This window comes from Arthrobacter sp. NA-172 (genome assembly GCF_043952055.1).
Classification (GTDB): domain Bacteria; phylum Actinomycetota; class Actinomycetes; order Actinomycetales; family Micrococcaceae; genus Arthrobacter.
The window spans coordinates 195,229-218,186 of sequence record NZ_JBINOT010000002.1; the positions used below are offsets into that span (position 1 = coordinate 195,229).

The following is a 22,958-nucleotide window of genomic DNA, read 5'->3' on the forward strand; positions in this document are numbered from 1 at the left end:
TCAGTCTTGTTCGAGTTCAAAAGTGCCGGCAGGTGTATGGGTACCTGCCGGCTCGGTGTCGCCGAGGGTCAGCCGGTGGTCCATGCGGTCCTTCTTGGTCTGCAGGTACCGGAGGTTTTCTTCACGCGACGGAACCTCCGTGGGTACCATCTCCACAACCTTCACTCCAGCCTCGGCAAGCCTGTTCTGCTTGTCCGGGTTGTTGCTCAAAAGGCGGATTTCGTGAAGGCCCATTTCGGCGAGAATCTGGGCGGCAGCCTCATAGCAGCGGGCGTCGATCGGGAGTCCCAGTTGCTCGTTCGCCTCGACGGTGTCGAACCCGGCCTCCTGAAGTGCGTAGGCCTTGATCTTGTTGGCCAGGCCGATGCCGCGGCCTTCCTGGCCACGCAGGTAGAGCAGAGTGCCGCCCTCTTCGCGGATCAGCTCAAGGGCATAGGCAAGCTGTTCGCCGCAATCGCAGCGGTACGAACCGAAGACGTCCCCCGTGAGGCACTCGGAGTGCAGGCGGACCAGCGGTGCCTTGCCTGGCACGGGCGCTATAGGCGAACTGACGGCCAGATGCTCAGCCCCGGTCGCGTGGTCGGTCCAGGCTTGTGCCACGAACTCACCGAAGGCGGTGGGCAACTGGACTACCGGCCCTGCGCTCACCGGATGCGGTGCGCGCGCCGCCCTGCCGCCGTCGCGCGTTGTCGATGTAGTCATCGCTGTTCCTCGTCTCGTGCCGGGATCGCTACCTGGCGGCCGCCCTCCGCCACCGCAACATAAGCCACGAGGTCCTCGATCGAAATCAACGGACACCCATGCTCTGCGGCGAACCCCCGAAGGCTGTCCAGGCGCATCATTTCACCATCGTCATGGACCAACTCGGCGATCACGCCCACCGGGGCAAGTCCTGCAAGCCGGCAAAGATCAACTGCCGCTTCGGTATGTCCCGGACGTTCACGCACTCCCCCTTCAACGGCCCGGAGCGGGAAAATATGCCCGGGGCGGGTGATCGAGGTTGGAATACTGGCGGAATCGGCCAAAATCCGGGCGGTCAAGGCCCTGTCCGTCGCCGAGATCCCGGTGCTCACGCCGAAAGCGGCATCGCAGGACACCGTGTAGGCCGTGCCCTTGGCGTCCTCGTTGACCGTGACCATGGGTGGCAGCGCCAGCGCGTCGGCCCGCGATTCTTCGAGTGGAACGCAGATGACTCCCGAGCTGTAGCGGATGGTCCAGCCCATGAGTGCAGGTGTGGCGTGCTCAGCGGCGAAGATGATGTCACCTTCGTTTTCGCGGTCCTCGTTGTCCACCACTATGACGGGACGCCCGGCTGCGATGGCCTGCACAGCCTTCTCCACGGGGTCCAGTCCTCGGCGCAGCACCGTGGTGCTGCCGTTGTGTGCGGCGCTCACAGGGCAGCCTCCGCGGCGGTCGCGTCTGCACCAGCACCTACACGGAAGGACAGCAGGCGCTCGGTGTGCTTCGCGAGAACGTCGACCTCGAGGTTGACGCGGCCGCCAAGGGCTTTGGCGCCAAGTCCCGTTTCGTCCAACGTGGTGGGAATGAGGCCCACCTCGAGCCAGGGCTTCTCTTCCGCGGCCGGGCTGACGGCAGTGACGGTGAGTGATACGCCGTCGACGGCGATCGATCCCTTTTCGGCGATGTACCGTGCCAGCGGAGCCGGCACGCCGAAGCGGAGGCGGTCCCAGTTGCCCAGCGACTCACGCTCAAGAAGCTGCCCGACGCCGTCGACGTGCCCCTGCACGACGTGGCCGTCAAGGCGGCCGCCTGCCTGGACGCAACGTTCGAGGTTCACGGCGTCCCCTGCAGCCAGTTCGCCGATGGTGGTGCGAACGAGGGTTTCGCCCATGACGTCGACGCTGAACTCCTGGCCGTCGATTTCCGTCGCGGTGAGGCACACGCCGTTGACAGCGATGGAGCCGCCCAGGCCAAGGCCTTCGGTGGTGCTGGGGGCCTTCAGGCGCAGCGTCGCGCTGGCCTCGCCCTCGTGTTCGACGGAAAGGACCGTGCCTTGTTCAGCAACGATTCCGGTAAACATCAGTGTCCTCCTGTGCTGGTTTCCGAGGCATCCTTGCCCGGAAATGGTTCATGGTGTTCGGTGTGGGATTTGCTCCACGCCGGTTTGTTGCCGTCTGTCGGTCCGGACCTCAAATGCAGCCTGAGGTCACGGCCCAATGCATGGACCGCACCTCCGCCGGCGTCGTCCCAATTCCAGTGCTGCGCGTCGGCCAGGGTGGAAATGCCGAGATCGCTCAGGGCAGGCGTGCCCGCGCCCAGGAGCGTCGGGGCCAGGTAGACGATCAATTCGTCCACGAGTCCCGCCGCAAGGAAGGCACTCAGGATGCGGGAGCCCCCTTCCACCATGACGTGCCGGACGCCTTCTGCGAACAGCAGCTCCAAAGCCACGGCGGGGTCACGGGTTGGCAATTGGATGAATTTACCGTCACTCCCCGGACGGCGGCATCGGCGGGAACTTCGCGGAGTCCCATCACGGCGCGGAGCGGTTGACTTTCGGATTCCTCACCATCGGCCTCCCGTGCCGTCAGCCGTGGATTATCCACGAGGACGGTTTCAGTGCCAACCAGAATCGCGTCAATCAAGCGACGCTGTCCGTGGTTGTCAGCTAGCGATTCCGGACTGGAGATCCATTGGCTGGTCCCGTCCGCGGCCGCAATCCGGCTGTCCAAGGTCTGTGCAATGTGAAGCGTGACGAACGGACGCCTGGCCTCCACTGCGTGGAACCATTCGCGGTTCAACTGCAACGCCTCCGCGGCGGCCAGCCCGGACTCCACGTCCACACCGGCAGCGCGCAGCCTGCCTGCCCCTCCGGCTGCAGGATCATGGGGATCGTCAACCGCGTAGACAACCCGCGATATGCCGGCGTCAATGATCGCTTGGGTGCACGGTCCCGTACGCCCCATGTGGTTGCAAGGCTCCAAGGTGACCACCATGGTTGTCCCGGCGAGATCGAGGCCTTTTGCCTGGGCCTTGGCGATCGCATCCGCCTCGGCGTGGGGCGTGCCCGCGCCTCGGTGGAAGCCCGTGATGAGCTGTTCTCCGGAGGCTCCAAGCACAGCCGCCCCTACCAACGGATTGGCGCCGCGGTGTCCCCGGAGAGCCACGCGCAGAGCGGTCTCCATGGCTGCGGACTCAGCCTCCGGGAAATTCAGGTTGACCTCGTCGCTCATGAGAGGGCCCCCGCAGGTTCAGGCTCGGCTGTTGGGGTGAGCGCTTGGTTTTCACGCCGGTCTGCGCGCCACCAGACAAAGAATCCGGCCAGCGTGAAGAAGCCGTAGAGGAGATACATGAAGGCACTCGCGAAGTAGCCTGCACTGAAAAGCAGCGGCACTCCCACGATGTCCACGGCCACCCAGATCAGCCAGAACTCGGTCCACCCACGTGCCATGCCATAAGTCGCCAGAAGCGAGCCCATGAAGGTCCAGGCATCGGCCCAAACGGGCGGGTAGGAACCCAGCGAATCAAAGACCGGAGTGAGGGCCGCGGTTCCGGCGATCATTGCCACCACCAGAGCGATACGCGTTTTGGGGCTTGCCCAGCCAGGAACAATGGCACGGCCTTGGGACGCTGATTGAAGCCCTTGACGCCAGCGGTACCAGCCGTAGGCTGCGACGCCGATGAACATGATCTGCCGCCCGGCCTGGCCCCAGAGGGTTGCCGGAGAGGCAGCGCCGAAGACGTTGCCGAGAAAAACGGTCAGCAGGAGCAGATTGCCGACGATCCCGATGGGCCATGCCCAGACTTTGCGGCGCATGCCGCCCAGGGCGCTGGTGAGCCCGAAGATATTACCTAGCACTTCGCGAAGAACAAGGACAGATCCCCCTACGGGAATCTGTGCGTCGAAGAGCCATCGCAGAAAGTCCATGCCGTTCCTTCCTCGAATGCCGCGATGGCTCCGGGGGTGTACGACAGCGCAATACCAGGGGCACGGAGGGCCCAAGGCATGACTGTACGTGCTTCTCCCATCCAGACTTTAACTGTCGGTACCGGAATTCCACCGGTTCAACCGTCCGCCGTCGTGATTTCCAGAAGGAAAACGCGATGGCTCGCGGGTCGCGGACTATAACCGCCGGTTCGGAATTACACCGACCCCGGAGCACGTATGTGTGTTGTTATTCTGTCACAACTGCGGGCATTGCCGGTGTATTCCCGGACCGGAATGCAGGCAATGCGTCATTGTTGTCACATTGCTGCCAAACCGGCTGCGCGTAGCCGTTCAATAGCGGCAGCGGGGTCCTCGTGTCCGTAGACCGCGGACCCGGCGACGAATACATTCGCCCCTGCCTCGGCCGCCCGGATGATGGTCTCCTCAGTGACGCCACCGTCAACCTGCAGGGCGAGGCCGAGGCCGGAACCGTCAATAGCCGCGCGGGCCCGCCGGATCTTGGGCAGGGTGACATCCAGGAAGGACTGGCCGCCGAAACCCGGTTCAACGGTCATGATGAGGAGCATGTCCAGTTCGCCGAGCATGTCCAGATACGGTTCCACCGGGGTGGCTGGACGGAGCGCCATGCCTGCCTTCGAACCGCGGGCACGCAGTTCGCGGGCGAGCTTGATGGGAGCCATCGCAGCCTCCGCATGGAAAGTCACAGAGGCCACGCCGGCGTCGGCGTAGGCCGGGGCCCAGCGGTCGGCGTCGGCGATCATCAAGTGGGCGTCCAACGGAATGGGGCTGACAGCGCTGGATCCGTTCCACGACCGGCAGTCCAAGTGTCAGGTTCGGGACAAAATGGTTATCCATCACATCGACGTGAACGGCGTCCGCGTTGCTGATTCTCTTCAGCTCGGCTTCCAGGTTCACGAAGTCCGCGGACAGGATGCTCGGGTTGATACAGCACTCAGTCAAGGCAGTTCCCTCAGGTTGGTGGCGGTCTGGTGGTTGTCGCAATTCTCCAGCTTAGGCACGCGGGACTTTCAGCCGGGGAAAGGCGCCGAAGGTTACGGCTTCTTCCGGATGAGACGCCAGGAACATCGCATCCGTTTGGTGCACGTGCGGCCAAAGTTGGGCTGTCATCCCGTGTCCTGCCCCCAGGCTCCCGGTAAGGCTGACAGCGTCCAAAGCCGCGCCGGCGTCGATCTGTTCCAGGTCGTCCCGCTTGCGCAGGACATCGCTCACGACGGCGGTGGTCTCGGCGGGGTGCGGCGAGCACGTCACGTACGCCACCACTCCGCCCGGTTTGACGGCGTCGATGGCGGATTTAAGCAATTCGCGCTGCAGATGGCCAAGGTCTGCAAGGTCTTTGGGGGTCCTGCGCCAGCGTGACTCGGGCCGGCGGCGCAGTGCACCAAGGCCGCTGCAGGGAACGTCGGCGAGTACGCGGTCGAAAGCCTCCGGCTGTTCCTTGCCGACGTCGCGCCCGTCGCCAACCCGCACGGTCCAGGCATTCCCCGGAACTGCCGCGAGCGCCTGTCCCACCAGCTTTGCCCGGTGTTCTGCCGGCTCGTTGGCCAAGAGAGTTGCACCTTCTTGATGGGCGAGGGCAGCCAAAAGGGCGGCCTTGCCCCCGGGGCCGGCGCAAAGATCCAGCCATTTCTCGCCGTCCTTGGCGCCGCGTCCGAGGTCCACGGAGGCGACTGCGCGGGCCACCAGCTGGGAGCCAACATCCTGGACGCGCGTGGTGCCTTCGCGGATGGAAGACATCCGGCCCAGGTCACCGCCGCTGGACAATGCCGAGTCGATCACGAGCTCGCCGGGTGTTGCACCGTTTTCAAGTGCTTCATCCAGGCTGCCGACGCCTGGCAGCGCCACCAAGTTGACCACGGGCGCAGCGTTGTCTGCTTCGAGGAGTTCGGTGATTTCGCTCGCCGGACGGCCATGCATGACGAGCGACTGCCGCAGTGCCCTGACAATCCATTCAGGATGTGCGTGACGTACCGATGCGATTTTGGTTTCGTCGGTCTCGTTTTCCAGCAGGTAGTCAAGCCACTCCGGCATTGTTCTGGCGGTGACTTTTCGGAGCACTGCGTTGATCAGCGACGACGGTCCGGCCCCGATGACGGCGCGGGCCAGACCGACGGTCTGGTCCAGTGCGGCGTGGGCAGGAACCCGCATGGCAAGCAATTGGTGGGCGCCAAGCCGCAACGCATCGAGGACCGCCGGATCGAGCTGCGCGAGGGGCCGGTCCACGCACTTGGCGAGGACGGCGTCGTAAGTACCCTGCCCACGGAGAGCCCCATAGCTCAGCTCGGTGGCGAACCCGGCGTCGCGCTTGTCCAAGTGATGGTGGCGAATCCGCGACGGCAGCACGAGGTTTGCATATGCATCCTCCGACGCGACGGCTCGCAGAACCTCGAAGGCCACCAGGCGTGCCGGATCCGCGCGACGGGTTCGCTCGGACGGGGCGTTTGTGCTGAAACCGCGCTGCGGCCCCCTGTTTCGTTCGCGGCCCTGGGCGTTGCGGTTGCTTTCGCCGCGGGGACCGCGGTTGCCCTGGCCTCCGCTGTCCCTGTTCCCGCTGTTGCTCGGGCCGCGCCGGCCGGACTCGCTCATTCGAATTCCACGCTTTCTGGTGTTGCCAAACCGCGGGCCCAATCGGCCGACGGCATCATCTTCTTGCCTGCAGGTTGGATCCGCCCAAGCTGCACTGCATGGGATCCAGTCCCGACGAGGACATTCTTACCGTCGACCCGGATCTGGCGCTGGTTCCAGATCCCGGGTATCCGGGCGCATACCCACCGGCTCAAGCTTGACCCGTTGCCCGTCGAGCGTGGTCCATGCCCCGGGTTCAGGCGTGACACCGCGAGACCTGCGGTTGATGGCGAGTGCCGGTTGCGTCCAGTCGAGCCGGCCGTCGTCGAGCGTCAGCTTTGGAGCCAGCGAGACATCGCCCTGCTGGGGCTGGGGGGCTGCATTGCCCGCGTCGACGGCGGAAAGTGTCTGGCTCAACAGGACCGCGCCGCTGCGCGAGAGCCTTTCCAACAAGTCACCCGCCGTGTCATCTGGCCGAACGGTTTCCGTCAGGGTTCCAAAGATGGGTCCGGTGTCGAGCCCTTCTTCGAGGAGGAAGGTTGCGGCGCCGGTGATGTCGTCACCGGCTATGACGGAACGCTGCACGGGGGCGGCGCCCCGCCAGGCAGGGAGGAGCGAAAAGTGGAGGTTGATCCAGCCGTGGCGCGGTACCCCGAGGGCAGCCTTGGGGACAAGTCCTCCGTAGGCGACGATTGCGGCGACGTCAGGCTCATAGGAAGCGATCCGCTCCGTTATCTCAGCGTCCACTTTTGTTGCGTGGATGATGCCGATGCCGAGCTCGGCTGCACGTGCGGCGACAGGCGACGGCGTCAGCACCCGTTTACGGCCCGTAGGGGCATCGGGCCTGGTCAGCACAGCCACGATCTCGAAACCTGCCTCGATCAGCGCATCGAGCGAAGGGATAGCCACAGCTGGGGTGCCGGCGAAAAGCACCCTCATTCGGCAGCCCCGAAACTGCCGAAGCTGGAGCCCACGGTGTTGGCGCGCTTGGCGGTGGTCTGCTCGGTGACTGCGTGGTAGTTCGCCGCGCGGATCGCGCGGAGGGCGGTCTTGCGGTCCTCCCCTTCCAGCCGGTCCGTGAAGAGGATTCCGTCCAAGTGGTCGGTCTCGTGCTGGAAACAGCGGGCGAGCATACCCTCAGCGTCAACGGACACGAGGTTGCCGTTGATATCGACGCCGGTAGCCCGGGTTGTCCTCCGGCGGCGAACCGGGAAGGCGAGTCCGGGAATAGAGAGGCAGCCTTCTACTTCGTCGGGCTGGAAGTCATCGCTGTTTTCGAGCACAGGGTTAATGATGTGGCCCTCAACGCCGCCGATGCGGTAGGTAAAGACCCGCTGGCTGACGCCGATCTGAGGCGCGGCAAGGCCTGCGCCGTCTACGTCCTCCATGGTTTCAGTCATATCTGACACGAGCTTGGCGAGCTCAGGCCCGAATTCCGTCACTGGATCAGCAACCGTGCGGAGCACGGGATCGCCGATGATACGGATACTCAAAATGGCCATGTGCTGTCTTTCCTCACGATCGGCAAAGCTTCGGTCCCCGCGTTGAGGGACCTAAGCCAGTTTAGTTGAGCCTGCTGGCGCTGGTGTGGCGGGGTACGACGGCGGTGCGACAGGAAGCAGCGCCGTTCCGGCTGCCACAACGTCGGCGGACATCTCCCACACCCGCTTCAAGGCACAGAACTTCCACCAGTGGTGCTTGAGGACATCCGGGTTGGCGCGCTGGGGACGAACTTCGGTCTCACCTATAGCTACCGCGAGAAGTACCGGGTTTTCACCGTACTTCCATGGCTCCCACTCCCCTGCCACCGGGTCCACCAGGCTTTCCTCGGCCTTCATACCGGCCACCAACTGCATGACCACCTTGTCATCAAGGGGTTTCACCGTTCCATCCCGGGTGGTGCCCTTGGTCTTGTAGTCGATCAGGCAGACCCGGCCGTTGACTCTGGCCACAAGATCCAGGGTTCCTGCGTAGCCAACGCTTGCATTCCACACGGTGATCTCGGGAGCGATGGGCTCCACCCGGTACAACTCCCACCACTCATCGAAGCGGGCCGCGAAGGCCTCCTCGCCATTTGACGCGAGTTCTTCGCGCGTCTCGTTCACACGGTGCGGGCGCCCCAAGGCACGGAGCGCCACTTGCTCGCAGTAGTTATGGACCCGGTCGCCGCGGCGCGCGGCGTCGTCCCTGTAGACCTCCGCCGCTTTGGCAGCTTTGTTGACTGCCTGCCGCATCTTGGCAGGGCTGGACAGATGCTGCGGAAGTTCCGGATCCTTCGCCAGGCTGCTGGCACCCATGTAACCGAACCAGCCGTCCAAGGAGTGGGCCTGCTGGCCGATCACCGTGGTGATGGAAGGGACCGAGAAGGTCTCGGACGTTGACCGGGCATACATCCGGCCGTAGTCGGTGGCGTGGGCAAGCAGTGGATCTGTCATAGGAAAACTCTTTCACACACCACTGACAGGAAAGTGCTGAGTCCGCGCCGGCCCGATTGGTGCTGCGCTCCACCCCGTAACGAATGAGGCGCTCACGCATGGCGCGCAAGGTTCTTTGACCAGCGATGCGATAATTGGGCACGTCTTCGGATCTGGGAGTGGACAATGGTCCTCGATATAACAACGCTGCGGGTGGCACTGGGAGTGGTCGCCTTCACGCTATTGCTTCTTTTCTACGCATCGTTTAGGCGAACGCGATCGCCCTACAACGGGTGGTGGTGCATCGCCCTTTTGTTCTTTCTTTCAGGGAACTTAGCGTTTCTTTTCAACGGCACGCCGCATCAGGTCTGGGCAAATCCCGCCGGGAACGTCCTGTTGGTTGGTGGAGCGTTCAGCGTGTGGAGCGGCGCCCGCTCATTGAGGATGTTGCCCCCGCCAAGGTGGCAACTTGCGGCTGCCTGTGGAGTCACTGCCCTCGCCTCACTTCTGGAGAACCCCGGTTCCAACACTTGGTCCGGGGGCTTGGTGTCACCTGGGTTTCATGACGTTGGGGATCGCTTTGGCGGCCCGCGACCTTTGGCTGCTGGATTCCGGTTACTCGCATGTTCACAAGTCGATGGCCGTGGCGGCGGGATTACCTGGCTGGATACTATTTCTGCCGCTGGTCCGCGTACCTCGCGGAGGGTCCAACTGGCCCGACCTTCCGCCTGTATTTTGGTCCCTCCATGGCCAGCGTAGTCACCCTGATACTGCTCGTCGCCGTCTCTTTCAGCATGACTGCCCTCAGCAACGATCAGTTGATCAAGGGCCTGAGTGAACGCGCTGCCCGCGACAACCTCACCGGGCTCCTGAACCGCGGCACTTTCCTGGAAATGGCCGCCAAGGAACTCGAGCGCCTCCACACCACAAGTTCCGTCGCCTCCTTGATCCTGGCTGACCTGGACCACTTCAAAGCGATCAATGATGAGTATGGCCACGCCGCCGGCGACGCCGCGCTTCCAGGCCTTCGCGGCCGCCTGCACCGAGTCGGTACGGTCCACCGACCTGGTGGGAAGGTACGGCGGTGAAGAGTTCATCCTTCTCTTGCCAGGAGCCAACCAGGAGCGCGCCGAAAGCATCGCAGCCGACATCAACCGCTCTTTGGCGGCAACCAAAAGCCTCGACGACGTCCGCATTCCTACGGTGAGTTACGGAGTCACTTCAACTCAATTCAATGCCGCCGACCTCACTGCGATGATTGGTGCCGCCGATGCCGCCCTCTACCAAGCCAAATCCCTTGGACGGAACCGGGTAGTCAAGGCCGGCATGCCGGGCGGCGCGGGAGGAGCGCATTAGTCGCCAGCATCCGGAAACACAAAGGAGCCCCTTCGATCAGCGTTTCGGCTGATCGAAGGGGCTCCTTCCTGGTGGGCGATACTGGGTTCGAACCAGTGACCTCTTCGGTGTGAACGAAGCGCGCTACCACTGCGCCAATCGCCCATGCACAAGAAGACTAACCTGCCCCGGCCGGAATTCAAAAATCGGGAAAACGGAGAACCAACGCACCACGCGAATCACATCCATGTAACTCTCAAAATCCGCACCAATTCAAGGATCTTGGACCTATCGCTTACGATTCAGACCGGCCGATTTGGAGTTTCCCGGAACCTCCTATAGAGTTTTTACTCGTCGGAAAGCGACGGAATGCCCCCTGCGGGCGGGCCGTCGAACAGGACAATGCGGACGTAGCTCAGCTGGTAGAGCACCACCTTGCCAAGGTGGATGTCGCGAGTTCGAATCTCGTCGTCCGCTCGCAGGACACTGTCACGGCATGGAGCTCTTGGAACGTCAGGAATCCTGCTTACACGGTGGGTTGGCCGAGAGGCGAGGCAGCGGCCTGCAAAGCCGTATACACGGGTTCGAATCCCGTACCCACCTCGGTGAAAACCTTGGTTTCCGGTCCCGGCCGGATAGCATTTGGGCGATTGGCGCAGCGGTAGCGCGCTTCCCTGACACGGAAGAGGTCACTGGTTCGATCCCAGTATCGCCCACCAAGGCAAGGCAACTTGCTTGTTGATGAAAGCCCGGCCTGCGTCGGAACAGTCATCATGTGCGGACGTAGCTCAGCTGGTAGAGCACCACCTTGCCAAGGTGGATGTCGCGAGTTCGAATCTCGTCGTCCGCTCTCGTATTTTAATGTCCCGGAAACGGGCCGGGCGGCTCATGCCGATCCGGGCGATTGGCGCAGCGGTAGCGCGCTTCCCTGACACGGAAGAGGTCACTGGTTCGATCCCAGTATCGCCCACCAAGGCAAGGCAACTTGCCTGTTGATGAAAGCCCGGCCAGGCCGGAACAGTCATCGTATGCGGACGTAGCTCAGCTGGTAGAGCACCACCTTGCCAAGGTGGATGTCGCGAGTTCGAATCTCGTCGTCCGCTCCATTCCCTCATATCTGGCCAGTGACCCTCGCCATAGGCAGTGAAACCATCCAAGCAGCTCCGCCGGAGCTGCTTTTTTGTGCCCGCAGACCCGCGGCAGATGCCCACGGCACGCCCGCCTACCGGAAAGATCAGCAGAACTGATCAATACGACTCAGCAAAAATCACTTTATCCAATGTGATTCAGCTCGCATACTTTTCTACAGGCCTAATTCGTCCACCCCCAGGCAGGAGTCCACGGTGAATCAAGAAACACTCGCCCGTTCGATCATGAGGAAGAAGCCCATTGACGACATCGAGGAGGAAAACAAGCACAGCGGGCTCTTCAAAAGCCTGGGCCTCTGGCAGCTGACAGCCATTGGCGTCGGCGGCATCATCGGGGTCGGGATTTTCTCTCTGGCCGGCCTCGTGGCACACGGAAGCGCGGACACCCCAGGCGTCGGCCCCGCCGTGCTGATCTCTTTCCTGGTCGCGGGCCTTGCCTCAGCGGCCGCGGCACTTTCCTACGCCGAATTCGCCGGCATGATCCCCCGCGCCGGATCCGCCTATACCTATGGCTACGTTGCTCTTGGCGAGGTCATCGGATGGTTCATCGGCTGGGACCTCCTGCTGGAGTACATCGCAATCGTCGCCGTCGTCGCGATCGGCATTTCCGGCTACTTCGACGCATTCCTTTCCGGGATCGGCGTCCACATGCCAGCGTGGATGACCTCGACCGCGGACGAAGGACACGGCGGGATCATCAACCTGCCGGCCATCCTGGTCTGCCTGCTGGTCACCTGGATCCTGTCCCGCGGAACCAAGGCGTTCGGCCGATTCGAACTGGTGGCGGTGGCCATCAAGGTGGTCCTGATCCTGTTCATCATCGGCCTCGGCATCTTCTACATCAACACGAACAACTACAACCCGTTCATGCCCAGCGGCTTCGGCCCGGTGGTGGCCGGTTCGGCTACGGTGTTCTTCGCCGTGTTCGGCTACGACGCCATGAGCACCGCGGCCGAGGAAGCCAAGGACGGCAAGAAGCACATGCCGAAAGCAATTGTGCTGTCGCTTGTCATCGCGATGCTCCTCTACGTTGCGGCGACCCTGGTGCTCACCGGCATGCAGAACTACAAGGACATCAACCCGACAGCCGGTTTTGCCTCCGCCTTCAGCGGTGTTGGCCTGCCCGTAATCGCCACCATCATCTCGGTGTTCGCCGTGCTGTCGATCCTCACAGTGATGTTGACCTTCCTGCTCGGCGTCACCCGTGTTTGGTTCTCGATGAGCCGTGACGGCCTGCTCCCGGGCTGGTTTGCCAAGACGGACCGCCATGGCACCCCGCAGCGCGTCACCTGGATTGCAGGCCTTGCGTCAGCTTTCCTGGCGGGCGTGTTCCCCATCAAAGCCGTGGCGGACCTGACCAACATCGGCATCCTGGCCGCCTTCGTCGTCGTCTGTCTTTCGGTCATCATCTTTCGGTACAAGAAGCCCGACGCGCCGCGTACCTTCCGGCTGCCTTTCATGCCAGTGGTTCCCGCGTTCGGCATGCTTGCATCCGCCTTCCTCATGACCCAGTTGCATTGGGAAACCTGGCTGCGCTTTGTCGTGTGGTTGGCTATCGGACTCGTGATCTATTTCAGCTACGGCCGCAAACATTCGCTCATGAACCCGGACAGCCCTCGCCATCAGGAGCTACCTGCCCCCGGCAACCTGTGACCCCTTCGAAGAATCGTTCGGCATCCCAGCCAACCGAACCCTTGGCACCTCCAAAGTCTCGGGTTAGGATCGAAAGCGGAGGAGCGACCTGGCTCCGTGATTGAAGGGAGGTGCCCGTGGGACAACTTGACGATCTGAAGGGCAAGGCTCAGGATCTCGTTGGTGGCAAAGAAGAAGCAGCCATCAAGGAATGCATCGAATAGGCTTCCTTCACGGATGAGACTCCGCGGCCGGCTAGTCCGGCCAGAGCTCCCGATAACAGCTACGTCAACGGGGCATCGGTCCCGCCGAGAGGCGCCACCGGTGCCCTTGGCGTTTAATCATCCCGTGCAACTTCCGGGTTATAGGACAACCGTGTGTAAATCCCGGGTGTGTCATCTGCGTCCCGCCCAGCCTTTGCGGTGCCACAGGCCTTAGTCCCGATAACCCCCGGAACCTCGCGACGCGCAAAATACTTGCGGGTGCGCTCAATCCCTCTCTGTCGACACCGAATTCCCGCGTCGAAATGCATTTGCCGTGTCGCTCAGTTCATGCGGGGGTTACACCCTCCCATACACACGTTTTGTCCTATAACCCCAACTTCCCTTCGCCTGCACGGCAGAGGAGACCTCACTCCGGTAACGTGAAGGACTATGCCAGCGTCACCTCTCCGCACCGGACAACAACGCCCCGGGTCCGCCTCACGGCAGCTTTCCCGCGCCCTTTCCCTTCCGGTTGTGGCCGGAATCGTCACCGCGTTGGTCGGATTCACCTCGTCCTTCGCGGTGGTGCTCGCGGGCCTCAAAGCCGTGGGCGCCACACAGGAACAGGCTGCCAGCGGGCTCCTTGCGCTCACGCTCACCTTCGGGCTCGGCGTGCTCTGGCTGTCCTGGCGGTCGCGCTTGCCTGTCACGCTTGCCTGGTCCACCCCGGGTGCGGCGTTGCTGGCCGGGGCCGGAGTGCCCGACGGCGGCTGGCCGGCCGCCGTCGGCGCTTTCCTTATCGCCGGGGTGCTGATCGCGCTGACCGGCTTGGTTCCGCCCCTTGGCAACCTGATGGCGAAGATTCCCACAGCCCTTGCCCAGGCAATGCTCGCCGGGGTACTCCTGTCCCTCTGCCTTGCGCCGTTCAAAGCCTTGGGAACCACTCCCCTGTTGGTTGCTCCCGTGATCCTTTGCTGGCTGATCATGATGAAACTGGCGCCCCGCTGGTCGGTCCCGGCCGCGCTGGTGGTGGCCCTCGTCGTGATCGCTATCTACATTGCGGTCAACGGCGTGAGCATTCCCACGAACCGCCTCTTGCCCGAGCTCCACTGGACAACCCCTGCCTTCACCCTCAGCACTGCGGCCGGCATCGGGTTGCCATTGTTCATTGTCACCATGGCTTCCCAGAACATTCCGGGGGTGGCCGTGCTGAAATCCTTCGGCTACACCGTCCCGTGGCGCCAGTCGATGCTGGTAACCGGGGCAGGGACTATGCTGGGGGCTCCCTTTGGCGGCCACGCGATCAACCTGGCCGCTTTGAGCGCTGCCTTGGCCGCAGGGGAAGAAGCGGGCGAGGACCGGGGCCGGCGCTGGATCGCGGCCTTCACCTCCGGGCTGGCCTACCTCGTTCTGGCAGCTTTCTCCGCAGCGTTAGTGACAGTCGTGGCAGCGGCACCGCCAGGACTCCTCGAAGCCGTCGCCGGACTGGCCCTCCTGGGCACCATGGCCTCCGCCGTCGCTTCCGCGCTGGCCGTCGCCGAAGAGCGCATCGGCGCCTCTGTCACATTCCTGATCGCGGCGTCGGGCCTCAGCTTCGCGGGCATCGGCGCCGCGTTCTGGGCATTGGCGGCGGGAATCCTGCGCGCTGGGTACTGAAAGACCGGGAACCCCTTCAGCGCGAAAACTGAGCTTCGTTAAGAAGCTTCGTAGTTAGGAAGCTTCGTGATTTTGGCCTTCACGGGCCAGTGCGGTCAAACGGGACACCGCCCGGAAGTACTTCTTCATGTACCCGCCGGTCATCATTTCCTCGGTGAAAAGCTGATCGAACGGCACGCCGCTGGCAAGGATCGGGACGTCCTTGTCGTACAAACGGTCTGCCAGCACCACGAACCGCAGGGCCACGGCCTGCTCCGTGATGGTTTCCACATTCCGCCAGACAACCCCGTCAATCCCTGCAATCAGCTTGCGGTAGCGGCTGGGGTGGACTCCGGCAAGGTGGTCGATCAAGCCGCGGAAGTCGTCCACGGCCACAGTCTGGCCGTCGAACTCGGCGTGCATTTGCCGCTTGAGGTCTTCGGTCTTCAGGGGCGCGGGGGCGGCGGGCAGACCGCGGTGCCGGAAATCTTCGCCGTCGATCCTGACAACATCGAACTGGTCTGCCAGGACCTGGATCTTCACGCTGGAAGTCGACGGCGGCGAACCGCCCTTCGCCCAGCGAGCCCGGCAAGGTGTTGGACGTGGCCGCGAGCTTCACGCCGGCGTCGGCGAGTTCACGCATGAGCCGGGACATCAGCACTGTGTCGCCCGGATCGTCAAGCTCGAACTCGTCAATGCAGACAAGCTTGTAGCCGCTCAGCGCCTCCACCGTCTTCCTGAAGGACAGGGCGCCCACCAGGTTCGTGTATTCGACGAATGTTCCGAATGCTTTCGGCCCGGGAGCCGAGTGCCACAGGGATGCCAAAAGGTGGGTCTTTCCGACGCCGAATCCGCCGTCGAGATAGATGCCGGCCCTTCCGTTGACCTTCTTGCCGAAAAGGCGTTTGAACAGGCCGTCTCCATCGCCGGCTCCGATCGTCGCCCCAAACGCTTCCAGGGCCTTGACCGCTGCCGCTTGGCTGGGCTGGTTCGGATCCGGCCGGTAACTGTTGAAGGACACCTCTCCGAACCGTGGCGAAGGGTAGAAACCCTTGAGAATCTCATCCGCTGAGACCGCCGGCGTGCGCGCGGCGAGCTGTTCGATCTGTACCAATGCGGTCCGTTCTTCGTGTCGTAAGTCCCCAGCAAGAATACCGGCAATGCCACGCCCCGGGCGGACACGTGATGAAGGCCATATTTCACCATATGAACGGGGAGGAGCTTTAGTCCGCGGCCCTCGATACTGTGGGATTAATGCCCGGGCACGTCTTATCGCCCGGCGCCGCCCGGTGTCAGTGAAAGTGTCAGTGAAAGGCCATAGCAATGTCCTACCCCGTTGAACAGAACGAGAAGTTCGCCGCGTACGCCCACCCCGAGCGCCTGGTATCCACCGAGTGGCTTGCCGCTGCCCTTGAAGGTGGCGCCCTCGGCGACGGAACGCTGGTGGTTGTCGAATCCGACGAAGACGTCCTCCTGTACGAAACCGGCCACATTCCGGGCGCAGTCAAGATCGACTGGCACACGGACCTGAACGATGAAGTCACCCGGGATTACGTCGACGGTGAAGCCTTCGCGGCCCTGGCGGCCGCCAAGGGCATCTCGCGGGACACCACCGTGGTGATCTACGGTGACAAGTCCAACTGGTGGGCCGCTTACGCCCTCTGGGTCTTCACCCTCTTCGGCCACGAAGACGTGCGGCTCCTGGACGGTGGCCGCGACAAGTGGATCGCCGAAGGTCGCGACATCACCACGGAGGTCCCGCAGCCTGCCCCGGGCGAGTACCCCGTGGTCGAGCGGAACGACGCCCCGATCCGGGCGTTCAAGGATGACGTCCTGGCACACTTTGGGAATCCGCTGATCGATGTCCGTTCCCCCGAGGAATACACGGGCCAGCGCACGCACATGCCGGCCTACCCTGAAGAAGGTGCGCTGCGCGGCGGCCACATTCCCACAGCTGCCTCCATCCCGTGGGCCCGAGCCGCTGCCGAAGACGGCACCTACCGCAACCGCACCGAACTTGAGGGCCTCTATCTGGGAGAAGCCGGCCTCTCGGAGGGCGACGACGTCGTGGCCTACTGCCGCATCGGCGAGCGTTCCAGCCACACCTGGTTTGCCCTCAAGTACCTGCTCGGCTTTGAAACCGTCCGCAACTACGACGGTTCCTGGACCGAGTGGGGCAATGCCGTGCGCGTCCCGATCGCCAAGGGCACCGAACGCGGTACAGTCCCTGCACTTGCCGGCAAGTAGCCCGGACCTGCGTAAGCTGGAAGTGATGAGTACCAATACTTTGCCCGCCGCATTGGCGGAAATTGTCGATGACTTCCAGGCGCTGACCGAGCCCGACCGCCTTCAGCTGCTGCTTGAGTTCTCACGCGGACTCCCGGCCCTGCCGGAGCGGCTTTTGGACCACCCCGAGCTCCTGGAGCAAGTGGTGGAGTGCCAATCGCCGCTTTTCCTGACGATCGAACAGGAAAAGAAGGCCGACGGCGTCGCCTACCGTTTGTTTTTCAAGGCACCGCCGGAAGCACCCACCACGCGTGGCTTTGCGGGCGTTCTGCATGAGGGCCTGGACGGATTGACTGCGGCGGAGATCCTGGCGATTCCAGATGACATGCCGGAATTGCTGGGCCTGACCCGGGCCATCACGCCGCTGCGCATGCGCGGCATGACCGCCATGTTGGGGCGGATCAAGCGCAAGGTCGCTGCGGCTGACCGTTTGTTGTCCTAACCGGGCACACCGAGCATGGCAAAGAAACAGGCTTCGCAGGGAACGCCGGCCACAGCCGTACTGGCTGCGGCCGGCGTTCCCTTCACATTGCACCCGTACACGCACGATCCCTCCGCGGCCAGCTATGGCCTGGAGGCAGCCGAGGTCCTCGGAATCGATCCGGCTCGAGTGTTCAAAACCTTGATGGTTGATGTTGAGGGCAGACTCGCGGTGGGCATCGTTCCTGTCAGCGGAACACTGGATCTCAAGGCCATTGCCTCGGCGCTCGGATCAAAAAAGGCCGCCATGGCCGATCCCAAAGCGGCAGAGCGACGCACCGGCTATGTCCTGGGCGGGATTTCCCCGCTGGGCCAGCGCCAACCCTCGCCCACCGTCCTCGACGAATCGGCGTTGGCCTTCGGCGCAATCCTTGTGTCGGGTGGTCGTCGGGGGCTGGACATTGAACTCGATCCCGCGGATCTCATCCGGCTGACCGGCGCCCGGACTGCCCCGATCGGCAGCCCCTAGCGACTCCTGGAGTCTCCCGGCTCCGGAACGCAAGGCGTGAGCTGCGTCAGGCCGACGTCGGGCCGCTGCGGGGCTTGAGCCGCGGCGCGAGCCACGAGCGCACCAAGCGCTCCCACTTCTGCGGATCCACGTTCCACTCCTTCGTGTGCCGTGCTCCTTCGAAGGGCTCAAACGTGACCATGTCAGGATTCTTTTCGGCGAGGCTGGCCGAAGGCGCGTAGGGAACATACTCGTCATCCACGCTGTGGATCACCAGCGTCGGCGTCCGCAACTCGACGGCACGCGAATCCCAGTCCATCGCTTTGAGGTCCACCGGCGCGGCCAGGCCGGTCAGGCGTCGGCCAAGGGGGTGACCCAACATCAGCTGTCCATAGCGACCCACAGCATAGGGAATCCTGTTGAGCTGTGCATGGTGTGCCAGGACGTCCACCCAATTGATCACCGGCGCGTCCAGCACCATGGCCCTGATGACATGCCGATGAGGGGAAAGGTCGGCCGTCTGCAGGCAGATCGCACCGCCCATGGACCAGCCGAACAGGACCACTTCGTGCGCACCGTGGTCGAGGGCGTACTCGATGGCGGCTTCGACGTCGCGCCATTCCGTGGACCCCAGCCCGTAGCGTCCGTCGGGGGCGGAGGGCGCCAGTCCGTCGTTCCGGTAGGAGACCAGGAGGCTGTCCAATCCGAGCTCGCGCGCGGTCCTCACGGCGCGCAAACCCTCGAGGCGCGTCGCACCGCGGCCATGAACCATGATGGCCCACACCTTCGCGCGCTCCCCCGGGATGGCGGGGACCAGCCACGCTGGCGCCTGGCCGCCTTCGACGTCGATCTTTACATCTTCCGACTCGACGCCGAGCGCCGCCGGCGAGTTGTAGACGGCACCGCTCCACCATCCACGCCGGGCCGATGTCAGGTCTCCGCTGTAGACCTCCTCCACTTCGCGCTGCACCGTGCGCTCCGCGGGCGAATAGGAGACGATGCGGCCGATCCGCGCGAATCCGGTGCCTCCGGCGAAAAAGAGGCTGAACACTCCATCCACCGTAGTGTCCGGAGTGGCTGCAAGGATGATTTGGAGTCCTTTGTCGCCGCGCACCACTGCGAGAACTTCCTCATCGGCCTGGCGTACAGATGGGGTGATGACGCGCCGGGCAAAATAGGCTGCGAGCGCCGAAGACCCCGCACCCAGCAATCCGGCAATGCCGCTTCCAGCAACTATTCCGGCGACGGCCCATTTGGCTCGGGTGGACATTTTCGCACCGGTTTCAGGGGCCGACGCAGCTCGGGTCATGGATGCCATGTGACCATTGTCCCCGTTGCGGGGCCATGCTTTGAACAGCACCCCGCCTACGCCGCGTTCCGTTTGGCGTCCTCGCGGGAACAGCCAAGTCAACTCGCGCTCTGAAGAGAATTGCCGCACCAAACGACACTGCGTGTCGCAGCTCAGGTCTACGCTGGAACCATGAGTGATCCAATCGTCATCCTTACCGAAGAGCCTCTCGGCCCGGACGACCGCGTCAATATTGCCAAACTGATCGACGGCGGCGACTCGCCCCTGGTGGTGCTGGTGCCGGCGAACACCGAACGGCACTTGCTGATCGACTTCCTCGAAAACCTTTCGCTGCTTGACGTCGCAAAGGCTTTCCGGGAACTTATCGCTGAGGCGCCGGATCCCCAATCGGAACGGGCGCAGGCCACCGAGGCCTTGTCGGCGTCGCTCGCGGTGCTCGAAGGGCTGGGTAGCGGGGTCACTGGAGAAATCGTCGACGGCGGTGCCGTGGCCGGCTTGGTCTCCAAGGTCAAGGCACTCAACGCGGCACAAGCAGTAGTGGTGACCCGTCCGCATGCGGTGGCAGACACCTTCCATACTGATTGGGCCAACAAAGCCCAGGACCAGTTGGGGCTGCCCGTGCTGCATCTTTATGCGGGCTCGGGATTTATCGGCGACTCGTGAGCGTTGAGAGAACATGAGCACTGCAGATAACAGGAAGTACTTCCAAGACGCAGACCCCTTGGCCGGAGTTCCCCTTCAGGAAGTCCCGAAAGACGGGCAACGCGTGGAGAAAACCGACGCTGAGTGGCGCGAGGAGCTGACCCCCGAAGAATTCAGGGTCCTTCGCAAGGCTGGAACGGAACGCCCATACACAGGCGAATACTGGGACACCCATACTGCCGGCGTCTACAACTGCCGGGCTTGCGGAGCGGAGCTTTTCACCAGCAACGAGAAGTTCGATTCCCATTGCGGATGGCCTTCCTTCTGGGCGCCGCTCGCGGAGGGAACGGTTCGATACATTCACGACCGTACGCTGGGCATGGAACGGGTGGAGGTCCGCTGCGCCAATTGCGATTCCCACCTGGGCCACGTCTTTAAGGGCGAAGGATACGGCACACCCACTGACCAGCGGTACTGCATCAATTCCGTTTCGCTCAAGCTCGTCGAGTCCCCGGCCGGACAGTAAGTCCGGGCAACAGGCCCACGCGCTGACGCCAGGCACGTAAAAGCTGTCTCCGAAGCTCCCCCGGAAGTTCCAGCCCTCCCCCGGCTGGATCTTCCGGGGGCTGCCGTGACCACTTGCACAAGAGTTTCTTATGCTCGGGCCGCTTTTGAATTAGCGAGTCTGGCCGCTTGCTACGCTCACCTCAGACCAACAACATCTTGAGGAAAGGCCCTGTCGACGATGACTACCACCGCTATCACCGCCCGCCCGAGCATCACATCGGACAACCGGGACTGGATCTCCCTGAAGTCCGCCGCGACCGCGCTGCAGGCGTTCCAGAGCCAAGACGGTTCCATCCAGGATCCGGCTCACCACGAGCCCGCGAGGGAGCACACCGCCACCATCGTCTCGGCCATCAAGAGCCTCGCACCGTCGTTTCCCCACGACCGGGCATACCTTGAACTCCTCGTGGAAGACTTCGGCCGTTGGGCCGATGCCGGCTTCGGAATCCCCGATTTCCTCGATTCGCTGCTGGCCTTCCAGCCGCAGGAACGCCGTGAAGACGGACTCCAGCACCTCGTGGTCTTCCCCATGTACACCCAGAACGGCAGTACCAGCCGCCTTGTGGAAGCTGTCCTGATCGAGGTGGTCTGGCCCGAGTTCATCGGCGAGTTGGAGGCCGGCGACTACTCCAACAAGCTGTTCGTGCCCATCCGTTTCCTGGATTTCACGCCCGGCTACGACACCAACTCGGCCGTACTCTTTCCTGAGACTGTTGCCGTGCGCCAGACGCCCGCCTTCACGTGGGGCGCCATCTTTGCCGACCGTGAAGCGGCACGCTTCCGCCGCGTCCTCAAGGCGGCCGCCTCCACCACTTCGCTGGAACTGCCCGCGGATGCCGCCGAGCTGTTGGATGACCAAGAGCTCACGCAGCGCACTTTCGTCATGTGGGACCTGATCCATGACCGCACGCACATGCGCGGCGACCTGCCGTTCGACCCGTTCATGATCAAGCAGCGCATGCCGTTCTTCCTCTATTCGCTCGAAGAACTGCGCTGTGACCTGACGGCATTCCGCGAATCCGTGCGGATCGAGAAGGATGAGGACGCCTCCCCTGACGCCCGCCGCCACGCCAAGCTCGTTCAGTACGCCGTCATTTTCGATCGGATCTTCCGTTTTGCCATCACGGGCAGCCGGGTCCGCAACTACGACGGCCTGGGCGGCCAGCTCCTCTTCGCCTGGATGCACCAGCACCACGTCCTGCACTGGACCGACAGCAAGCTCAGCATCGACTGGGACGAGGCGGCCGACGTCGTCGTGGAGCTCGGTGCGCAGATCGAGGAACTGTACTGGCGCTCCATCGACCGCCCCAAGGCCGCCCACTGGCTCGCAGCGTATAAGCTCATTTCCGGTACCGTCACTCCCCACCCGGCTTCGGTCTGGGCGAAAGGCCCGGAGGCGCTGCCGCTTGACGGGCCGCCCCGCGGCCTAACAGACCAGGTCCTCGACGACGAATTCCCCCTGTCCATGTTCTACGAAGCACTGGAGAAGAAAATGCGTCCCATCATCGAATCAACCACCGGCATCACGGGCATCACCGGACTGACCGCATCCAAATGACGAGCGATCCACTGACGATTGTCGTCACAGGTGGCAGCAACTCGTCCGGTATTGCCGTAGCCCGCGCGTTCGCGCTGGCCGGACACCGGGTCTTCACGGTCGGCTCTGACGAACCCCGTATCACTGCCGCCGCGGCTGAAGCCGGCGACGGCGTGGTCCCCCTTGTGTGCGATCTTTCCCGACTCGATGCGGTTCGGGAACTCGCAGGACACATCCGCGGAAACACCGAAGGGATCGACGGCGTCATCCACCTGGTGGGAGGGTGGCGCGGTGCCAAGGGCATCGAGGACCAGCCGGACGAAGACTGGGACGCCTTGGAACAAAGCGCCATTACCACGCTCAGGAACGTCACCCGGATCTTCTACAAGGATCTCGCAGCCTCCCCGAGGGGCCGCTTCGCCATGGTGAGTTCGACGGCGGTTGCCGCACCTACCGCCGGGGCGGCCACCTACGCGGCGGCCAAGGCTGCTGCCGAGACCTGGACCTTGGCTATGGCCGACGGGTTCCGCCGTGATCAATCAGGAAACCCCGCAAACACAGGCAACTCAGGAAACTCCGACAACAAGGACGAACCCACGGAACAGCACAGTCTCACTGAACAACACCGTCTCACTGAACAACGCAGTGCCGCCGTCGTGTTTGTGGTCAAGGCGCTCCTGGACGCGGCGATGCGGAAGGAACATCCCGAGCGGAAATTCCCCGGGTACACCGACGTCGACGACCTCGCGGCAGCCGCCGTCGGGCTCTTCGACCAACCGGCAGCGGAACTGAACGGACAGCGCCTCCTCCTGGCCAAATAGACTGAAAGCGT

17 protein-coding genes, 7 tRNA genes, 5 pseudogenes and 1 riboswitch are annotated in these 22,958 nt (G+C 63.3%); of the genes and pseudogenes, 16 read left to right on the forward strand and 13 right to left on the reverse strand.

Going from position 1 to position 22,958, the window contains the following annotated elements; all coding sequences use genetic code 11:
* The 10 genes and pseudogenes from ribA to ACF0H6_RS13335 form a co-directional block, all read right to left on the reverse strand.
* A complete protein-coding gene (gene ribA, locus ACF0H6_RS13290; protein WP_395250114.1) occupies nucleotides 1-702 on the reverse strand; it encodes a GTP cyclohydrolase II in 702 nt (233 codons plus the stop codon).
* Nucleotides 699-1,394, reverse strand: a complete 696-nt coding sequence (ribB, locus tag ACF0H6_RS13295; RefSeq protein ID WP_395250115.1) for a 3,4-dihydroxy-2-butanone-4-phosphate synthase — start codon at nucleotides 1,392-1,394, stop codon at nucleotides 699-701. Before ribB ends, ribA begins: the two co-directional genes overlap by 4 nt.
* On the reverse strand, nucleotides 1,391-2,041 hold the full coding sequence (locus ACF0H6_RS13300; RefSeq protein ID WP_395250116.1) for a riboflavin synthase: 651 nt from the start codon (nucleotides 2,039-2,041) through the stop codon (nucleotides 1,391-1,393). The genes ribB and ACF0H6_RS13300 overlap by 4 nt, the downstream gene beginning before the upstream one ends.
* Nucleotides 2,041-3,191, reverse strand: a pseudogene (gene ribD / locus ACF0H6_RS13305) (bifunctional diaminohydroxyphosphoribosylaminopyrimidine deaminase/5-amino-6-(5-phosphoribosylamino)uracil reductase RibD). The gene ACF0H6_RS13300 and the pseudogene ribD overlap by 1 nt, the downstream one beginning before the upstream one ends.
* Nucleotides 3,188-3,886 (reverse strand): nicotinamide riboside transporter PnuC, encoded by a 699-nt coding sequence (pnuC, locus tag ACF0H6_RS13310; RefSeq protein WP_395250117.1) that lies wholly within the window; start codon nucleotides 3,884-3,886, stop codon nucleotides 3,188-3,190. Before pnuC ends, ribD begins: the two are co-directional and overlap by 4 nt.
* An 84-nt stretch (nucleotides 3,887-3,970) precedes the next feature.
* Nucleotides 3,971-4,125, reverse strand: a riboswitch (FMN riboswitch).
* 78 nt (nucleotides 4,126-4,203) lie between these two features.
* Nucleotides 4,204-4,867: pseudogene (gene rpe, locus ACF0H6_RS13315) on the reverse strand (ribulose-phosphate 3-epimerase).
* A 51-nt stretch (nucleotides 4,868-4,918) separates the two neighbouring features.
* The gene (locus ACF0H6_RS13320) at nucleotides 4,919-6,511 is read right to left on the reverse strand and encodes an RsmB/NOP family class I SAM-dependent RNA methyltransferase (RefSeq protein WP_395250118.1); all 1,593 of its coding nucleotides are present in this window, start codon (nucleotides 6,509-6,511) and stop codon (nucleotides 4,919-4,921) included.
* A pseudogene (gene fmt / locus ACF0H6_RS13325) lies at nucleotides 6,508-7,429 on the reverse strand (methionyl-tRNA formyltransferase). The gene ACF0H6_RS13320 and the pseudogene fmt overlap by 4 nt, the downstream one beginning before the upstream one ends.
* Nucleotides 7,426-7,992 (reverse strand): peptide deformylase, encoded by a 567-nt coding sequence (def, locus tag ACF0H6_RS13330; protein ID WP_395250119.1) that lies wholly within the window; start codon nucleotides 7,990-7,992, stop codon nucleotides 7,426-7,428. The pseudogene fmt and the gene def overlap by 4 nt, the downstream one beginning before the upstream one ends.
* A gap of 51 nt (nucleotides 7,993-8,043) precedes the next feature.
* Nucleotides 8,044-8,925, reverse strand: a complete 882-nt coding sequence (locus ACF0H6_RS13335) for a cytochrome (protein WP_395250120.1) — start codon at nucleotides 8,923-8,925, stop codon at nucleotides 8,044-8,046.
* Between the two features lie 165 nt (nucleotides 8,926-9,090).
* On the opposite strand from ACF0H6_RS13335, the pseudogene ACF0H6_RS13340 reads away from it, so the two are divergent.
* Nucleotides 9,091-10,260 (forward strand): annotated as a pseudogene (locus tag ACF0H6_RS13340) (GGDEF domain-containing protein).
* Nucleotides 10,261-10,329: 69 nt separating this feature from the next.
* Here ACF0H6_RS13340 and ACF0H6_RS13345 read toward each other — a convergent pair.
* A tRNA-Val gene (locus ACF0H6_RS13345) sits at nucleotides 10,330-10,404 on the reverse strand.
* Nucleotides 10,405-10,643: 239 nt separating this feature from the next.
* Here ACF0H6_RS13345 and ACF0H6_RS13350 point away from each other — a divergent pair.
* The 8 genes from ACF0H6_RS13350 to ACF0H6_RS13385 all read left to right on the forward strand — a co-directional run bounded on the left by ACF0H6_RS13350 (nucleotide 10,644) and on the right by ACF0H6_RS13385 (nucleotide 14,878).
* Nucleotides 10,644-10,716: transfer RNA gene (locus ACF0H6_RS13350), tRNA-Gly, on the forward strand.
* A 55-nt stretch (nucleotides 10,717-10,771) separates the two neighbouring features.
* Nucleotides 10,772-10,842 (forward strand) — tRNA-Cys (locus ACF0H6_RS13355).
* Nucleotides 10,843-10,883: 41 nt separating this feature from the next.
* Nucleotides 10,884-10,958 (forward strand) — tRNA-Val (locus tag ACF0H6_RS13360).
* A gap of 58 nt (nucleotides 10,959-11,016) precedes the next feature.
* A tRNA-Gly gene (locus ACF0H6_RS13365) sits at nucleotides 11,017-11,089 on the forward strand.
* 48 nt (nucleotides 11,090-11,137) lie between these two features.
* Nucleotides 11,138-11,212, forward strand: a tRNA-Val gene (locus ACF0H6_RS13370).
* Between the two features lie 57 nt (nucleotides 11,213-11,269).
* A tRNA-Gly gene (locus tag ACF0H6_RS13375) sits at nucleotides 11,270-11,345 on the forward strand.
* 267 nt (nucleotides 11,346-11,612) lie between these two features.
* Nucleotides 11,613-13,040 (forward strand): amino acid permease, encoded by a 1,428-nt coding sequence (locus ACF0H6_RS13380; protein WP_395250175.1) that lies wholly within the window; start codon nucleotides 11,613-11,615, stop codon nucleotides 13,038-13,040.
* Nucleotides 13,041-13,672: 632 nt separating this feature from the next.
* Nucleotides 13,673-14,878: a benzoate/H(+) symporter BenE family transporter gene (locus ACF0H6_RS13385; protein WP_395250121.1), complete on the forward strand. Its 1,206-nt coding sequence runs from the start codon at nucleotides 13,673-13,675 to the stop codon at nucleotides 14,876-14,878.
* Between the two features lie 54 nt (nucleotides 14,879-14,932).
* Here the strand turns inward: ACF0H6_RS13385 and zapE are convergent.
* A pseudogene (zapE, locus tag ACF0H6_RS13390) lies at nucleotides 14,933-15,971 on the reverse strand (cell division protein ZapE).
* 209 nt (nucleotides 15,972-16,180) lie between these two features.
* Here zapE and ACF0H6_RS13395 point away from each other — a divergent pair.
* From ACF0H6_RS13395 to ybaK, 3 genes are read left to right on the forward strand one after another with little or no spacing between them, the layout of a single operon-like run.
* The gene (locus ACF0H6_RS13395) at nucleotides 16,181-17,104 is read left to right on the forward strand and encodes a sulfurtransferase (RefSeq protein WP_395250122.1); all 924 of its coding nucleotides are present in this window, start codon (nucleotides 16,181-16,183) and stop codon (nucleotides 17,102-17,104) included.
* Nucleotides 17,105-17,129: 25 nt separating this feature from the next.
* Entirely contained in the window at nucleotides 17,130-17,585 is a 456-nt protein-coding gene (locus tag ACF0H6_RS13400; RefSeq protein ID WP_395250123.1) for a SufE family protein, read from the forward strand.
* Between the two features lie 15 nt (nucleotides 17,586-17,600).
* Nucleotides 17,601-18,092 carry a Cys-tRNA(Pro) deacylase gene (ybaK, locus tag ACF0H6_RS13405; protein ID WP_395250124.1) on the forward strand — a complete coding sequence of 164 codons (492 nt, stop codon included), beginning with the start codon at nucleotides 17,601-17,603 and terminating at the stop codon, nucleotides 18,090-18,092.
* Between the two features lie 46 nt (nucleotides 18,093-18,138).
* Here ybaK and ACF0H6_RS13410 read toward each other — a convergent pair whose 3' ends face one another.
* Complete coding sequence (locus ACF0H6_RS13410) at nucleotides 18,139-19,389, reverse strand: alpha/beta hydrolase family protein (protein WP_395250125.1); 1,251 nt, start codon at nucleotides 19,387-19,389, stop codon at nucleotides 18,139-18,141.
* 162 nt (nucleotides 19,390-19,551) lie between these two features.
* On the opposite strand from ACF0H6_RS13410, the gene ACF0H6_RS13415 reads away from it, so the two are divergent.
* From ACF0H6_RS13415 to ACF0H6_RS13430, 4 genes are all read left to right on the forward strand, one after another.
* Nucleotides 19,552-20,043, forward strand: coding sequence for a hypothetical protein (locus tag ACF0H6_RS13415; protein WP_395250126.1), 492 nt, complete (start codon nucleotides 19,552-19,554; stop codon nucleotides 20,041-20,043).
* 13 nt (nucleotides 20,044-20,056) lie between these two features.
* Nucleotides 20,057-20,548: a peptide-methionine (R)-S-oxide reductase MsrB gene (gene msrB, locus ACF0H6_RS13420; RefSeq protein ID WP_395250127.1), complete on the forward strand. Its 492-nt coding sequence runs from the start codon at nucleotides 20,057-20,059 to the stop codon at nucleotides 20,546-20,548.
* 219 nt (nucleotides 20,549-20,767) lie between these two features.
* On the forward strand, nucleotides 20,768-22,147 hold the full coding sequence (locus ACF0H6_RS13425; protein ID WP_395250128.1) for a DUF6421 family protein: 1,380 nt from the start codon (nucleotides 20,768-20,770) through the stop codon (nucleotides 22,145-22,147).
* Nucleotides 22,144-22,947, forward strand: coding sequence for an SDR family oxidoreductase (locus ACF0H6_RS13430; RefSeq protein WP_395250129.1), 804 nt, complete (start codon nucleotides 22,144-22,146; stop codon nucleotides 22,945-22,947). The genes ACF0H6_RS13425 and ACF0H6_RS13430 overlap by 4 nt, the downstream gene beginning before the upstream one ends.
* Nucleotides 22,948-22,958 lie beyond the last annotated feature (11 nt).

What these genes read in the sequence shown, in the direction of transcription:
- ribA (WP_395250114.1), bottom strand. Translation starts at nt 702, where the DNA reads ATGACTACATCGACAACGCGCGACGGCGGCAGGGCGGCGCGCGCACCG.
- ACF0H6_RS13300 (WP_395250116.1), bottom strand. Translation starts at nt 2,041, where the DNA reads ATGTTTACCGGAATCGTTGCTGAACAAGGCACGGTCCTTTCCGTCGAA.
- pnuC (WP_395250117.1), bottom strand. Translation starts at nt 3,886, where the DNA reads ATGGACTTTCTGCGATGGCTCTTCGACGCACAGATTCCCGTAGGGGGA.
- ACF0H6_RS13320 (WP_395250118.1), bottom strand. Translation starts at nt 6,511, where the DNA reads ATGAGCGAGTCCGGCCGGCGCGGCCCGAGCAACAGCGGGAACAGGGAC.
- def (WP_395250119.1), bottom strand. Translation starts at nt 7,992, where the DNA reads ATGGCCATTTTGAGTATCCGTATCATCGGCGATCCCGTGCTCCGCACG.
- ACF0H6_RS13335 (WP_395250120.1), bottom strand. Translation starts at nt 8,925, where the DNA reads ATGACAGATCCACTGCTTGCCCACGCCACCGACTACGGCCGGATGTAT.
- ACF0H6_RS13380 (WP_395250175.1), top strand. Translation starts at nt 11,613, where the DNA reads ATGAGGAAGAAGCCCATTGACGACATCGAGGAGGAAAACAAGCACAGC.
- ACF0H6_RS13385 (WP_395250121.1), top strand. Translation starts at nt 13,673, where the DNA reads ATGCCAGCGTCACCTCTCCGCACCGGACAACAACGCCCCGGGTCCGCC.
- ACF0H6_RS13395 (WP_395250122.1), top strand. Translation starts at nt 16,181, where the DNA reads ATGTCCTACCCCGTTGAACAGAACGAGAAGTTCGCCGCGTACGCCCAC.
- ACF0H6_RS13400 (WP_395250123.1), top strand. Translation starts at nt 17,130, where the DNA reads ATGAGTACCAATACTTTGCCCGCCGCATTGGCGGAAATTGTCGATGAC.
- ybaK (WP_395250124.1), top strand. Translation starts at nt 17,601, where the DNA reads ATGGCAAAGAAACAGGCTTCGCAGGGAACGCCGGCCACAGCCGTACTG.
- ACF0H6_RS13410 (WP_395250125.1), bottom strand. Translation starts at nt 19,389, where the DNA reads ATGGCATCCATGACCCGAGCTGCGTCGGCCCCTGAAACCGGTGCGAAA.
- ACF0H6_RS13415 (WP_395250126.1), top strand. Translation starts at nt 19,552, where the DNA reads ATGAGTGATCCAATCGTCATCCTTACCGAAGAGCCTCTCGGCCCGGAC.
- msrB (WP_395250127.1), top strand. Translation starts at nt 20,057, where the DNA reads ATGAGCACTGCAGATAACAGGAAGTACTTCCAAGACGCAGACCCCTTG.
- ACF0H6_RS13425 (WP_395250128.1), top strand. Translation starts at nt 20,768, where the DNA reads ATGACTACCACCGCTATCACCGCCCGCCCGAGCATCACATCGGACAAC.
- ACF0H6_RS13430 (WP_395250129.1), top strand. Translation starts at nt 22,144, where the DNA reads ATGACGAGCGATCCACTGACGATTGTCGTCACAGGTGGCAGCAACTCG.